The 14,531-nt window shown below is 36.7% G+C and carries 11 protein-coding genes; 9 read left to right on the plus strand and 2 right to left on the minus strand.

Translation table 11 applies throughout. The features are described 5' to 3' along the window. From dnaA to dusB, 7 genes are all read left to right on the plus strand, one after another. On the plus strand, nt 1-1,290 hold the full coding sequence (gene dnaA, locus LEP1GSC190_RS00005; protein ID WP_002746621.1) for a chromosomal replication initiator protein DnaA: 1,290 nt from the start codon (nt 1-3) through the stop codon (nt 1,288-1,290). 705 nt (nt 1,291-1,995) lie between these two features. After that, nucleotides 1,996-3,117: a DNA polymerase III subunit beta gene (gene dnaN / locus LEP1GSC190_RS00010; protein WP_002746525.1), complete on the plus strand. Its 1,122-nt coding sequence runs from the start codon at nt 1,996-1,998 to the stop codon at nt 3,115-3,117. Further along, complete coding sequence (gene recF / locus LEP1GSC190_RS00015) at nt 3,117-4,214, plus strand: DNA replication/repair protein RecF (protein WP_002746543.1); 1,098 nt, start codon at nt 3,117-3,119, stop codon at nt 4,212-4,214. Before dnaN ends, recF begins: the two co-directional genes overlap by 1 nt. Beyond that, complete coding sequence (locus LEP1GSC190_RS00020; protein ID WP_002746594.1) at nt 4,211-4,675, plus strand: DciA family protein; 465 nt, start codon at nt 4,211-4,213, stop codon at nt 4,673-4,675. The genes recF and LEP1GSC190_RS00020 overlap by 4 nt, the downstream gene beginning before the upstream one ends. A gap of 65 nt (nt 4,676-4,740) precedes the next feature. Further along, a complete protein-coding gene (gene gyrB, locus LEP1GSC190_RS00025; protein WP_002746631.1) occupies nt 4,741-6,666 on the plus strand; it encodes a DNA topoisomerase (ATP-hydrolyzing) subunit B in 1,926 nt (641 codons plus the stop codon). 18 nt (nt 6,667-6,684) lie between these two features. Beyond that, the gene (gene gyrA, locus LEP1GSC190_RS00030; protein WP_002746511.1) at nt 6,685-9,183 is read left to right on the plus strand and encodes a DNA gyrase subunit A; all 2,499 of its coding nucleotides are present in this window, start codon (nt 6,685-6,687) and stop codon (nt 9,181-9,183) included. A gap of 4 nt (nt 9,184-9,187) precedes the next feature. Then, entirely contained in the window at nt 9,188-10,144 is a 957-nt protein-coding gene (gene dusB, locus LEP1GSC190_RS00035) for a tRNA dihydrouridine synthase DusB (RefSeq protein ID WP_002746628.1), read from the plus strand. 170 nt (nt 10,145-10,314) lie between these two features. Here the strand turns inward: dusB and LEP1GSC190_RS00040 are convergent, their stop codons facing one another. Continuing rightward, nucleotides 10,315-10,878 carry a lipoprotein LipL21 gene (locus LEP1GSC190_RS00040; protein WP_036047830.1) on the minus strand — a complete coding sequence of 188 codons (564 nt, stop codon included), beginning with the start codon at nt 10,876-10,878 and terminating at the stop codon, nt 10,315-10,317. 137 nt (nt 10,879-11,015) lie between these two features. Between LEP1GSC190_RS00040 and LEP1GSC190_RS00045 the strand changes: the two genes are divergently transcribed. Together LEP1GSC190_RS00045 and LEP1GSC190_RS00050 are read left to right on the plus strand one after the other, a co-directional pair. Next, nucleotides 11,016-12,572 carry an LIC10012 family protein gene (locus LEP1GSC190_RS00045; protein ID WP_002746662.1) on the plus strand — a complete coding sequence of 519 codons (1,557 nt, stop codon included), beginning with the start codon at nt 11,016-11,018 and terminating at the stop codon, nt 12,570-12,572. Nucleotides 12,573-12,594: 22 nt separating this feature from the next. Continuing rightward, the gene (locus tag LEP1GSC190_RS00050) at nt 12,595-13,488 is read left to right on the plus strand and encodes an AAA-type ATPase lid domain-containing protein (protein ID WP_002763615.1); all 894 of its coding nucleotides are present in this window, start codon (nt 12,595-12,597) and stop codon (nt 13,486-13,488) included. On the opposite strand, the gene holA is transcribed toward LEP1GSC190_RS00050, so the two are convergent. Beyond that, nucleotides 13,430-14,518, minus strand: coding sequence for a DNA polymerase III subunit delta (holA, locus tag LEP1GSC190_RS00055; protein ID WP_002746520.1), 1,089 nt, complete (start codon nt 14,516-14,518; stop codon nt 13,430-13,432). The genes LEP1GSC190_RS00050 and holA overlap by 59 nt on opposite strands. Nucleotides 14,519-14,531: the final 13 nt, after the last annotated feature.

Consider the following 14,531-nt stretch of genomic DNA (forward strand, 5'->3'; position numbering starts at 1 on the left):
TTGGAGGAGGTATCTAAAAAAATATCTCCTCAATACTATGAACGGTTCATCGATACTCTGAAATTAGAGACCCTTAACTCTGAAAAATGTACGATTATTGCTCCTTCTGCTACGATTAAGACTCACGTTGAAAGAAAATATCAAAATATAATCGAAAATGCAATTTTAGAAGCCTGTGGAAATAAAATTCCCGTCGAGATTTTAGTCGAAACAAAAGCGACTTCTCCTCTTCAGTCATTTCTCGAAAAATCCTTCGATCAAAAAGATTTTCAATTCAATCCGGATTATACATTCGAAACTTTCATTGTAGGCGACTGCAATCGTCTAGCATACACAGCCGCAAAGGAATGTGTTCGAAAGCCTGCAGAAATAAATCCTCTTTATTTGTTTGGTAACGTAGGAGTAGGAAAAACACACTTACTTCATGCGATCGGATCGGAACTTATTAAAAAGGACCCTTGGAAAACGGTATGTTACGTTGATATTTCTTCTTTTATGAACGAGTTTCGTTTTGCTCTTCAATCTAGAGAACTTATCGAAAGTTTTAAGATGAAATATCAGTCTTACAACTGTCTTCTTGTGGATGATATACAACTTCTTTCCACGAATGCTGAAAAAACTCAGGACGAATTTTTTGCACTGTTTAATTTTCTTTTCGAAAGAAAAAGACAGATTGTAATCGCATCGGATCGCCCAAGTTCTGAACTTACAATTCATGAAAGATTGAAATCCAGATTTGTCACAGGTGTTCAAGCCGACATCCAATATCCCAACAAAGAGATTCGAAAAGGAATCGTAACGTCTCATTCTAAAATCATGGATCTCGGTTTAAGCGAAGACATATTAGATTTTCTAGCGGATCAAATCGAAGAAGACACAAGACTTTTACTTGGCGCGCTCAACGACATCTACTTATATAAAAAATCCTATTCACTTCTTTTTTTGAATTTAGATAAGGTAAAGGATATCGTAAAAAACCGTCTTTATCGCAAAAAAAATGTGGAATTTTCACATGATCGAATTATTGAATCCGTCGCTAAAGAATTCAATCTGAATGCCTCTGAGATTATGGGAAAAAGCAGAAAGAAAGAACTAATAATTCCACGTCATATTTGTTTTTATTTGTTACACAATGTTTTTAACGTCAATAAATCCCAAGTCGGAAGACTCTTTCAAACTCAACATACAACAGTAATTCATGGACTTAGAAAAACCGAAGAACTTCTTTCCAACAATAAAGAAATGCGTTTTCTAGTGGAACGAATTAGTTCGAAATACAAGTTCCAGTAAATTTGTATTTTCAGATAAAGTGCAAATTTTGTTTCTTTAGAGTTTGTTTTTAAAACTTTTATTTTACTTTGAAACTTACTTTTGTAAAATTATGAATCATTTTTAAAATCGGATTATAGCAAAATGCTTTTAACTCTATAACTTGTCCCAAAACTTCAAAAAATATCTTCAATCTAAACCATCCGACAAGTTCCTAAAAAATGTGAGAGTTCCCACAGATTACGTTGCGTTGATACTTCAATATCACTTTGTAAAATTTTTTCTTGTCGTTTAAAATTATAGTAGTTTTTACATTTTAAGGTTCTAAGAGGAATTCTTAAACTGATATGAAGAATTAAAATTTTTGCTAAGTGCTTTTTCAACAAAATACTCACTTAAACAATTCAAGAAACATCCTGTTAGGAATAGGAAGAAAATTCTAGCATAGATTTAATATGTATATAACTTGTTAATAAAATATAAGTTTAACATTTAAAAAGTTAAATAGATTTGTAAATAAGACATAACACAAAATTACTGTCGCTTTTAATTCGAAAATTGACTAAGAATTATGTCAGAAAACAAAATTCTCTTTTCAAAAAAAATGAGACATATTTCAGTATTCTTTAGGAATACAATTTTATGTACATATCTACAGGTACTACTCCTACAACTGTACAATAATAAAAAACCTATTTAACTAAGAAAGGAATTAGGAGAAACAAATTGAAAATTAAAGTTAATACGTCGGATTTTTTAAAAGCAATTCATGCAGTAGAAGGTGTAATCTCTGCAAGAGAAATAAAATCTATATTATCAAATCTTAAAATAGAAGCTGAAGAAAAAGAAGTTTTTCTTTCCGCTACCGATCTTGAAATCTCCATTAAAACATCACTACCCGCGGAAGTAATCCAAGCTGGAAGTATTTCCTTACCCGCTAAACAACTTTCCAGTTTTTTTAAAACGATTCATTTCGAAGAAACTATTTTGTCTTTAGAAGAATCCGATGGAGATTCTTCTGTAGTTTATATCACCGACGCTTCCGGTAAAAATGATTATAAGTCCAAGATTAGTGGAATGGATGCCGAAGAAATTAAAACAATCTCTAAAGTGAATCCTTCTCAAATATCCTCTTTCCCAAGTACTTTGATAAACGACATGATCCGTAAAACTTCCTACGCGATCGCGCATGAAGACCAAAGATTTATTTTTAACGGCCTCTACATGATTCCCGATGGGAATAAATTGATTTTTGTTGGAACGGACGGAAGAAGACTTTGCAAGATTGAAAGAATTCTTCCTTCTCCTTTACAATTTAAGGATTCCATAATTGTCCCTGCAAAGGCGGTCCGAGAAATCTCCAAAATGATCGCAACTTCAGAAACTGGTAATCTCGGTTTGATTGATAGTCAAATTTATGCGTCTGTAAATAACATAGAACTTTTATGTAAATTGATCGAAGGAAATTTCCCAAACTATGAACAAGTCATTCCAAAGAGCACTAAATTTTCCACAACAATCTCAAAGGAAGAATTCCAAGTATCTCTTAGACAAGTTTTAACTGCGGCGGAAGAACCTTCCAGACAAGTAAGACTGACGTTCAGCAAAAACAATTTGAACTTGTTCGCGCAAACTTTGGGAGCTTCGGAAGCGAGCATCAATAAACCGATCGAATATTCCGGAAATGAAATTGCAATTGCATTCAAAGGGGAATACCTCATGGATATTTTTAGATCGATCGACGATAACGAAGTTAAGATCGAATTTTCTGATGCAAGTTCTCCAGTTATTTTCAAGGATCCATCCGACCCTGAATTTATCTCCGTGATCATGCCGATGAAACTATAATGTTCCTAAAACATCTTACTCTTCAGAATTTTAGAAGTCACGAAGAACTGAGCTTGGATTTCGATTCCAGGCTTATTTTTTTTGTGGGTGATAATGGAGAAGGGAAAACGAATCTTCTTGAAGCCATTTGTATGTTATCTTGGCTGAAAAGTTTTCGGGAGTCCGAAGATTCAAATTTGATTCGATGGGGTTCTGAAAATTATTTCTTAAGAGGGAAAATTAAAGAAAATCAAAAAGAATCCATATTAGAAATCGGATTTACCGCAAAACCCACAGTTAAAAGAAAATTAAAATTCAATCAAGAGGAAGTAAAAAAAAGAACGGATCTAATTGGTAAATTTATCACCGTTTTATTAACTCCAATGGATTTAAAAATCATAGAAGATGGCCCGGCGGAAAGGAGAAAATTTATCGACGCATTTATCTCTTCCTTTGATCCGTTTTATCTTGAATGTTTACTGGAATATAATAAAATCTTAAAGCATCGAAATGCCCTTTTAAAAACCGGCATTTCAGATGTTTCTCATTTGTCAATTTGGGATAAAAAACTCGTCGAAAAGGGAATTTTGATCCTTAATAAAAGAAAAAAAATTGTTTTTGGATTAAATTCCTTTTATCAACCGAATTTAAACAAATTGAGCGGCGGAAAGGACCAACTTGAAATGATTTACAGACCAAATGTGGAAAACGAGGATGAATTTGTAGAAAAACTCGGCCGAAATTTAGGAAAAGATTTAAGACTCGGTTACACTTCTGTGGGAATTCATAGGGATGATCTTTTTATTGGTGCCGATAAACGTGACATTACTGAATTCGGATCACAGGGTCAGAAAAGAAGCACAGTGATTGCTTTGAAGGCTGCGACTTTTAATTACTATAGAAATGTTTTAGATACTATGCCAGTTTTATTGATTGATGATGTAATTCGGGAATTGGATGTTAAACGAAGAGAATATTTTGTAGACTTAGTCGTAAATGCAGGACAGGCTTTTTTTACAACAACAGACTTAGAGGGAATTCAGGATTATGTCGGTAAACTTGAGGATCAAAAGCAAATCTTTCTAATTCAACAAGGAAATGTCCAGTTTGTAAAATGAAAGAAGATTTGATTTCATCTAAAAAAATCGAAACCTCCGAATTTAATGTCATATTGAGTCGAATGGGAATTACGGAAGAGAATCTACAAGAAAGGATTTTTATCCATACGCTTAGAAATCGTTGGAAGGAAATTGTAGGTCCCGTGTTTGCTTCTCATTCGGAAGTAGACTCGATTCGATTCGGTAGACTTCGAATTCTCGTTTCTCATAACGCTTATAAACAAGAATTACTGTTTTTACAAAACCGGATCATTCGAGAGTCTGTGCGATTTGTAGGAAAAGGAATCGTTCGTTCAATTGAAATTTCAATCGGTAAACTAACAACATTACAATCTCCCGTATTACCTGAGACTAAGGAAAAAAAAGGCCTAGAAGGAAAAGAAGACTTAATTGCTATTCTTGAAAAGGAAACGGACATCGAGATTAAAAAACGTTATTTAGAGATTCTTCAATATCTTTGATAAGCTGGTGAATTTCCTTGCCTCCCTACGGTTTTCAGGAAAACTATTCCTGAGGTCCGAAAAAAATGAGCCAAAAAGAAACAAGCTACAGTGCTGGTCAGATCAAGATTTTAGAGGGTCTGGAAGCTGTTAGAAAACGTCCCGGGATGTATATCGGAACCCAGGATGAGACTGGACTTCACAAAATGGTCTACGAGGTAGTTGATAACTCTGTAGACGAAGCGATGGCAGGCCATTGTACCGAAATTAAAATTAGTATTTTACCGAATAATATCATCGAAGTTAAAGATAACGGTCGAGGGATTCCAGTTGATATTCATCCCGATAAAAAAATTTCTACAATCGAAGTCGTAATGACCATTCTTCATGCGGGTGGTAAGTTCGAAAACGACGCTTATAAAGTTTCAGGAGGTCTCCACGGTGTAGGGGTTTCTGTAGTAAACGCACTTTCTGAATATCTTGAAGTTGAAGTTCATCAGAAAGGAAAAATTTATACTCAAAAATACGAGAAGGGTGTTCCAGTTTCTCCGGTAAAAATTAAGGGGGATTCTTCAGAAAGAGGAACCATCGTTCGATTCAAACCGGATGCCGCTATTTTTACCACAGTAGATTTTCAGTTCGATATTCTTTCTGCTCGATTTAGGGAATTAGCTTTTTTGAATAAAGGTCTTGTGCTGATCATTGAAGACTGTAGACGAGGATCAGAAGGAGAAAATCTTCTTCGAAATGAATTTCAATTTTCCGGAGGAATCGTTTCTTTCGTTGAGCATATCAACGAAAACAAACATCCGATGCATAAGGTGATTCACTTTGAACGGAATAAAGACGACGTTTTGGCGGAAATTTCGATTCAATATTCGGAAACTTATACGGAGAACATTTTTTGTTTTACGAACAACATCAATAACAATTTAGGTGGAACCCACTTGGAAGGATTTCGTGCGGCTCTTACAAGAACCTTAAACGACTTTCTAAAAAAAGATACGACCCTTTCTAAAAAACATCCAACAGGTCTTTCTGGAGAAGATGTAAAAGAAGGATTAACTGCGGTCATCTCAATCAAAATTCCTCAACCTCAGTTCAATTCTCAAACAAAAGAAAAATTAGTAAACGCAGAAATCAAAGGAATTATGCAGACCTTAAGTTCAGAAGGTCTGACTTTGTTCTTTGAGGAAAATCCGAATATCACTAAAAAGATATTAGAAAAATGTATTCTTTCCGCAAAAGCAAGAGAGGCGGCTCGTAAGGCGAGAGATTTAACACGAAGAAAAACGGTTCTTGAAGGAGGAGGACTTCCGGGAAAACTCGCTGATTGTTCTGAAAAAGATCCTGCGTTTTCAGAACTTTATCTCGTTGAGGGGGATTCCGCGGGTGGTTCTGCAAAACAAGGTAGAGATAGAAACATACAGGCGATTCTTCCTCTGAAAGGAAAAATTTTAAATGTTGAAAAAGCGAGATTAGATAAGATTCTTTCTAGCGAAGAGATTCGAGTTTTGGTTTCTGCCCTTGGAACTGGAATTGGTGAGGACGAGTTTAATATCGATAAAATTCGTTATCATAAAATCATGATAATGACGGATGCGGATATCGACGGTTCACACATTCGCACATTACTTCTTACATTCTTTTTTCGTTATATGCGTCCTGTAATCGAAAAAGGTTATCTTTATGTGGCGCAGCCGCCTTTGTATCTTATTAAACACGGTAAAAATTCAACTTATGTTTATTCGGATAAGGAAAAAGAGGAATTATTGAAGAATGTAGGAACTGAAAAAGTTGTGATTCAAAGATACAAGGGTCTAGGTGAAATGAATCCTGAACAACTTTGGGAGACCACAATGGACCCTTCAAATCGAGTCGTTTTGAAAGTGAAATTAGACGATTTCGTTGAAGCGGAGGAAACGTTCAACATTCTAATGGGTGACGAAGTTCAACCTAGAAAACAATTCATCGAAATCAACGCAGCCAAAGTTGCAAACTTGGATCTTTGATCCTAAGGGAATTTTAAAATGAGTCAAGAAAATGAAACAAAAGTTCTAAACTATAATATAGCCGGAAGACCTGATATTGCGGATGCTCTTAAGAATGGTATTAGAGTGATCCCTGTGGAAATTGAAGATCAAATGAAAGAAGCGTATCTCGGTTACGCGATGTCCGTTATTGTCGGTCGGGCGCTTCCGGATGTAAGGGATGGATTAAAACCGGTTCATAGAAGAATTCTCCACGCAATGAACGAACGGGCGTGGAGAAGTGATCGTCCTTATGTGAAATGCGCTAAGATCGTGGGGGAAGTGATCGGTAATTATCACCCGCATGGAGACGCATCGGTTTATGAAGCTCTTGTAAGAATGGTTCAGGATTTTTCCTTGCGTGTTCCATTGATCGACGGACAAGGAAACTTCGGCTCTATAGATGGCGATAACCCTGCAGCCTATCGGTACACCGAAGCAAGACTTGAAAAGGTTGCGGAGGAATTGTTACGCGACATTGAAAAAGAAACTGTTAGTTTCTCGCCTAACTACGATGATACGAAACAACAACCTGACGTATTACCTGCTAATTTTCCAAATTTACTCGTAAATGGATCTTCCGGAATTGCGGTGGGGATGGCGACGAATATTCCTCCTCATAATTTGAAAGAAACGATTGATGCAGTGATCACTGTGATTCGGAATCCAGAGATTACTATTCCGGAGATTCTCAAAATTATTCCTGGTCCCGATTTTCCAACTTCCGGAATCATCATCGGTGGGGAAGGTCTTATTTCCGCATATACGACCGGAAAAGGGTCGATACGAATTCGCTCCAAAGTGGAGATTGAGGAAAAGAAAAACGGAAGAGAGGTGATTGTAGTCACCGAAATTCCTTATCAGGTGAACAAGAAAGTTCTTCTGGAAAAAATCGGAGATATAGTTAACGAAAAACAAATCGAAGGAATTTCCGAAATCCTCGATCTTTCGAATCGAAAAGGGATTCGAATAGAGATTCATATTAAAAAAGATGCTAATGCTCAGGTTATTCTGAATCAACTTTATAAAATGACTCAGCTTCAAGTGAGTTATGGAATCACGATGCTCGCGATTCTGGACAATAAACCAAAAATTTTTAATATTAAGGAAATATTAACTGCCTATTCTGCACACAGAAGAGATGTGATCATAAAAAGAACTCAGTTTGACTTGGATAAAGCTGAAAAACGAGCTCATATCTTGGAAGGATTAAAGATTGCTTTAGAAAACATCGAGGACGTGATCAAAGTCATTCGAGCTTCTAAAAACCCTACAGAAGCAAAACAACAATTGATGGTTCGTTTTAGTCTTTCTGAGGTTCAATCGGATGCGATTTTAGAAATGAGATTGCAAAGACTCACTTCTCTTGAGGTTCAAAAGATCATTGATGAATTGGAAGAGGTCAGAAAGCTCATCGTGGACCTAAAGGATATTCTTGCAAAACCTTCTCGTATAAACGACATCGTTTGTACGGAGCTTCAAGAGGTGGGGGATAAATATGGAACAAAAAGAAAAACCGAAATTTCCATCGAAAGTATAGAAAGTTCTTCTTTTAACGCGGAGGATTTGATTGCGGACGAAGAAGTGGTAATTCAAATCACGTACGATCAATTTATCAAGCGCCTTCCCATTGATACTTTTAAAAGGCAAAAACGAGGTGGAAAAGGAATCCAAGGTCTTTCTCAGAAGCGTGACGATGTGATTAAAATTATGAAAGCCGCAATGACTCACGATAGTATTATGTTTTTTTCTAATATAGGAAAGGTTTACGTGATGAAAGCGTATGAGTTGCCAATTGCATCCAAAGAAGCCCGTGGAAAATCACTCAAGGCAATCATCAATCTGAGAGAAGATGAATATATTTCTTCTATCTTTACTTTCAGAGGGGAAGATATGGATAAGGATCTGCTCTTGGTTACTAGACGTGGGTTTATCAAACGAATTCAACTTAAGGAATTTGGAAACGTAAAAAAATCCGGAATTATCGCGATCGGACTCAGAGAAGGGGACGAGCTGATTAAAGTGGAAGCTATTGAGGATAAGGATGAAGTTATGATCTTTTCTAAGAAAGGATTGGCTCTTCGGATCGAAGGAAATATCATCAGGGCTCAAGGAAGAACGGCGAGTGGTGTTACTGGAATGCGGCTTGCGGAAGATGACACAATTGTAGGCTTGAGCAAATACAAAGAGGGGGAGGATATATTTGTAGTTTCGGAAGAAGGTTACGGAAAACGTCTTGGTTTTGAGGAATTTGTCGCAAAAGGCCGTGGTGGAAAGGGAATGGCCTACTTGAAAGTGACTGAGAAAAATGGATTTTCCGTAGGAACAGGTTCCGTTGGAAGCGAAGATGAAGTCATTCTCATCACTCAACAAGGAATGACGATTCGAATTAACGCATTCGATATTTCTAAACTAGGCAGAACCGCAGTTGGAGTTCGTATTGTGGATTTAAAGGATAACGATAAAGTGCAGGATTTTACGGTTTTGGGAGAGAGTTGATCTGATGATCCGGATCGGAAATGTAACGATTCCGGGGAGAGTTTCACTTTCCCCAATGGCGGGAATTTCAGATTCTCCCACTCGAAGAATTTGCAGAAAATTCGGAGCTGCCTTTTCTTATACTGAGTTTGTAAACACCGACGAGCTTGTTCATAAAGCGCCTAAAGCATTCAAAATGTTTCGTCTTCATCCCGAAGAACGTCCGATTACATTTCAAATTTTTGGGAATCGTTTGGAGATCATTGCAGAGGCGGCCGAAATCATCCAAGAATTGAAACCGGACATTATCGATTTAAATATGGGTTGTTCTACTCGTAAGGTTTCTCTGCGAGGTGCGGGGGCCGGACTTTTACGTAAACCTGTGTTAGCCGGAAAAATCATTGAAGCCATGAAAAAACGAGTTAACGTTCCGGTTACCGCAAAAATTCGAATCGGATGGGATTCGGCTTCTCGCAACTATCTTGAAGTTTCAAAAATTTTAGAAGAATCTGGTATAGACGCTCTTACGGTTCATGGCCGTACAAAAGAAATGGCTTATACTGGGTTTGCTGATTGGGATGCAATCGGTGAGTTGAAAGCGCAGAGAAAGATTCCGGTTTTTGGAAACGGAGATATCAAAAGTTACGAAGAAGCGAATTCTAAGATTAATAAATACTCGTTAGACGGAGTTTTGATTGGTAGAAACGCGATCGGAAATCCTTGGATCTTTTCAAAAACCAAAAAAGAAAAATTATGTTGGTCGGAGATTTCTAAAGTTATCTTAGAGCACGCTTCCTGGATGATTGAGGATTATGGAGAAGAATTCGGTTTGATTTTATTTAGAAAACATCTCGTTAAATACCTAAACGGCTTAGAGTTTGACCCTCTTTGGAAGACTCAATTATTGGAAATTAGAGAGTACAATCACTTTGAAGAATGTTTGCTTTCACCGCAAGCTTCTGAACGTTTAACTTTAATTTAAAGAAATTGTTTTTTGAGTGGTGTTAACCTTTGCCGTTATTCACGAAAAGTGGAATAGGTTCCAATATTACTTAATCTTTCTAAAGTAGCCCTCTATCGAGTTCCGAAAAATAAAAAACCCCGTTATAAAAACGGGGTTTGTAAACAATAAAGTTTTCGATAAATGAATATTTACTGTTTGTTGGAAACTTCTTGTGCTTTCGCTACGAGAGCATCTTTTCCACCGGGGAATTTTGCGTAAATTACACACTGACATTCTTCCCAGTTGTCTTTGGAAACGTCTTTTGGATCAGAACCGGAACCGGTTGCTTTACATTCGTAAACCCCGACTCCTTTTACAACACCTTGAGATTGGGAAACAATTACAGATGCGGTTGCTTCACCATCGGATACTCCAGAAGCCGATTCTACAGTTTCTCCAACCATCTTTTTCACAACGTCAGACGCACCTTGAAGTCTGGAAGCTTCACGACAAGTGGATTGCATCATTGCTTGGCTTTTCTTAGTTACCGCCTTAACAGATGCTCTGGAAGAAAATTTAATATAGTACCAGTCTTTTGGATTCGTATCTCTTGGTGTTTTTCCATCATTTCTTTGTTCCGGAGGTCCACCCCATCCTTCAAAAGTCCATCCACCGTCACCTACAGTTGTTGCGTCTTTTTGTCCGGTATCAGTGCTGGAGCAAGCTGCAAAAATCATTGTTGCTACAGATAGAGCGATAAGTCTATTGATCATTATTTTCTCCTTGATCTACTAAATGAAAAAAGTTAATACTTTGCCAAGTTTGTGCAACTCATTTTTTAATCGGTTGCTTTGAATCCTGGATTTCCCCATATTAACTTAAAAACCTATTTGCGTCGCACAAAGTGTACATGTTAAGAAATTTATTTTTTTTTCTCTGTTTCACAGCTCAGCCAGTATTCTCTACAAGTGTAATTTTTCTTCCTGGAAAAGTAGAAGGAAATTTACCGGCGACTTTGGAAAGAATCGATGACAGATCGCAAGAAATTTCCAAATTTGGGGCTTTTTATGCAAACTTATTGCTAAGAGCTAAAGTAAATACGATCGAGAAAATTAAGGATGAGGGAATTTTTAACAAATTTCGAAACTCTCATTTCAGAAAAGAAGACTTTTCAAAAATTTGTTCCGAATTTCCCGCTGATTTTTTAGTTCGAGACGAGATCGGTTTTCAAAACAATATTTCTCTCGATCGAGTCGTGTACAATTGCTCGCAGAAACAACTGGATGAATTCCATCTTTCCGAAAAATCGGATCTTTTCTTTTTGATGCGATCAATGACGGAGCGCTCATTTCCTTGGGTGCCTTCTAAAAGAAAACAAACTACTACTTCAATATTGAAGAAGAATGCGAAAGAATTAATTTTTATCGTCGATCTGTCACCTTCTTTCCAAAGAGAAAGGGAAGAATGGGCGCAATTCGTTAAAAATACGTCTTGGGATTCCATGACCGGGATCCGGATTGTTACTTTTTCGGAAGGAAAAGTTTCTATTCTTCCCAAAACGAGTTCGTTGGCGGAATTAAGAAAACAGATTGGTAGTTTGAAATCGTTTGGTAAATCGAGTTTGGAAGATTTAGCGGAAGCGTTATTACGTACGAGAGGTTCATTAATCCAATCGGGGAATGGATCTCAAAGTGCCCAAGATATAATCATTCTCACAAATGCGAAAGGGAAAATTCCAAATCCTAGTTTATTTTCCGCCATTCAAAATTTACAATCTTCTGGTTATCGAGTTCGATTATTCACCGCACCGTATTTTTCCGTTTCTCAAACTCAGTTTTTCAAAGGAATTTTTCCTAAAGAAAATTTCTTTGAAATAACGTATTTTAAAAAAGTCAGCACCCTAAAAGATTCAAAAACTATAATATTTAGAGGGAGACAAATTTATTTTACATACTCGGAAGTTTCTCCAAAACAGATTCCGCAGGAATCCTCTCTTAATAAGGTTTCTTATTCTGGAAAATATACGGAATCGGAATCAATTAATCCTCTGAATTTTACGAATATATACGCCGAGTTGACGGGGGATAAAATTCTAGCTTCGGATTCACTAAGGGACAATCTTTCGTTTTTGCTTTCTCAAAGTTTACTTAAGGAAGAGTTTAAAGGAGAAAATGAGACTGAAATTTTGATAAAATCCGGGGAAAAAGCTTTTTGGGTTTCGCTTCCATTCGGGGTTAAAATTCCTCAAGTTGACGAACAGATCCTATATCAAACAACTTATGTTTCATCAGGGAGTTCTGTTGACGGAGTTGCAAATGTCGCTAGCCTTACGGAGGAATATAAACTTTCTCCTTCCCGGATTTTGGAATGTACACCGATTCAAGTAAGAAATTATTTTCAGAATACGAATAAAAGTTCTTTTGATTGTATAATCCGAGGTAGAGTTCTGCAAGTCAAAGGGTTATAATCTTTCGAGAAGGGATCTGCGTTTGAATTCCGAAGAACATATTTTTATCACCAACGCTTCGAATTCGATTAAAGTATTAAATCGACTCAAGTCTTTATCTCAAAATACATTACCTTTATTTGTTACGGGAGGTCCGGGTAGTGGAAAGACTTTTGTTTCCAATCTAATTGCCGGTTTATCTGGTTTAAACCCTCGCGTTCTCATTTTGGATTCCGACAACGTCGAAAGTGAAAGGGGTTTGGAATCGATACTTTCCGACGGAAAAAATACATATTTCGTTTTTAAGAATTTCCCCAATTTTTCGAAAGAGGTACAAGTGTATCTTCTAAAGAAAATTCGTGAAAATCAAAACGATTCTCGTTTCATTTTTATTTCCGATAAAGAATGGAAACAAAAATTGAAAACCGGACAAATTCTAGAATCGCTTTATTTCGAAATTTCAAATTTTCGATTGGATCTTCCGGATCTCAGGGAAAGAAAAGAGGATATTCCTCTGTTAATTCGACATTTTTTGGAAATTCTTTCCGAAAAATATAAACGAAAAGAAATCCGGTTGAGTGAAAAACTGGTTCAGTTCTTACTTAATTACGATTTTCCGGGCAACGTTAGACAACTCAAAAATCTTTTGGAGGGTATGATTTCCCTATTTGCCGTGCGTATTCTCGACGTAAAACATCTTCCGCCTCAGATGTTTGAAACTTCTTACGTTTATTCGGAGTTTATAGAAGTGAAAACCGGAATTCCTTTAAAGGATTACGAAAGGGAGATTATCAAAAGAAATTTGATTCTTGTGAACGGCAACAGGGAAAAAGCCGCCAAGATACTCGGGATATCGGAAAGGACAATTTACAGAAAAATTATAGAATTCGGTCTTTCCGCCGAAGCTGAAGGAAAAAATCCTCCATCCGACGATTGAAGTAAAACTCCGATCCTTCTTTTTCCGAACTGGTTTTGATTCGAATATTCATATCTATCATAAAATCGTAAAGTTCTCTGATGATCTTATCGGAGAAAAAAGTAGCCTCTTTTTTGAGGCGATTTCGAACGAAATTTTTTCTTGCGGGGCTATAAGATTGAATATCCAAGAATTCGTGGATTTCCTCATCTGAAAGCGATGTCTCGTACTTTCTGGAAATGACTTTATATTTCCGGAGTTGATCGATTCTTTCTTTCAGGATCGAAAGAAATAAAAGTAAAGAATCTTTCCCGCTTTGAAATTTTTTCAGTTCTTTGAAAAAACGGATCCGATCTGATTCCATAAAAAAATCGACCAAGCCGGAGGAATTCAATTCTCCATTGAAAAGCAAGACGTCTTCAACGTCTTGTTTCGTGAAAGATTTTTTTACGAGATAAAGTTTTAGTTTAGAAAGTGATTGTAGATATGCTCCCATTGAGGGGGAAATTTTGTGCAAGAATTCATTCATGGCGTCCTCGTCCAATTGGACTCCAATTTCCTTACAGGCTTGTAAAAGACCGACGCGTGTTTCGTTAGGATAAAAATTTTTGGTTTTAATGAGATTCGCTTTTCCCCCGAAGATTTGAAGAACCTTGTTTGGAACTTCCCAATGATTGTAATGAACTAAAAGTTGGATCGAGTTCGGAAAGTTTGAAAATTGTTTTTGTAAAGATTCATTATTCTTTCCTTTTCCACTGGAGATCGGCTTAAAAAATTCAAGACCAGATTTGACAATAAATAATTTACGATTGGAGAACATATCCAGGTTGAAAGCATCGGATTGAAATCTTTCAAAGTCTCCCGGTTCCGAAACGAATATTACGATTTCGAATGGCTCTCCCGCTTTTCGAATTTCTTCTTTATATTTTTCCGCGATAATTTCAAACTCGTAGGATTCTTTGGCCGCGACAAAAACGATCTGCGGTAGTCTTTCACTCCAATCGGTCAGGAATTCGATGGAATTTTTATATTCTTTGGTTTTTGTTGCCATTCTATTTGAATTG

Source organism: Leptospira mayottensis 200901116 (assembly GCF_000306675.2).
GTDB classification, from domain to species: domain Bacteria; phylum Spirochaetota; class Leptospiria; order Leptospirales; family Leptospiraceae; genus Leptospira; species Leptospira mayottensis.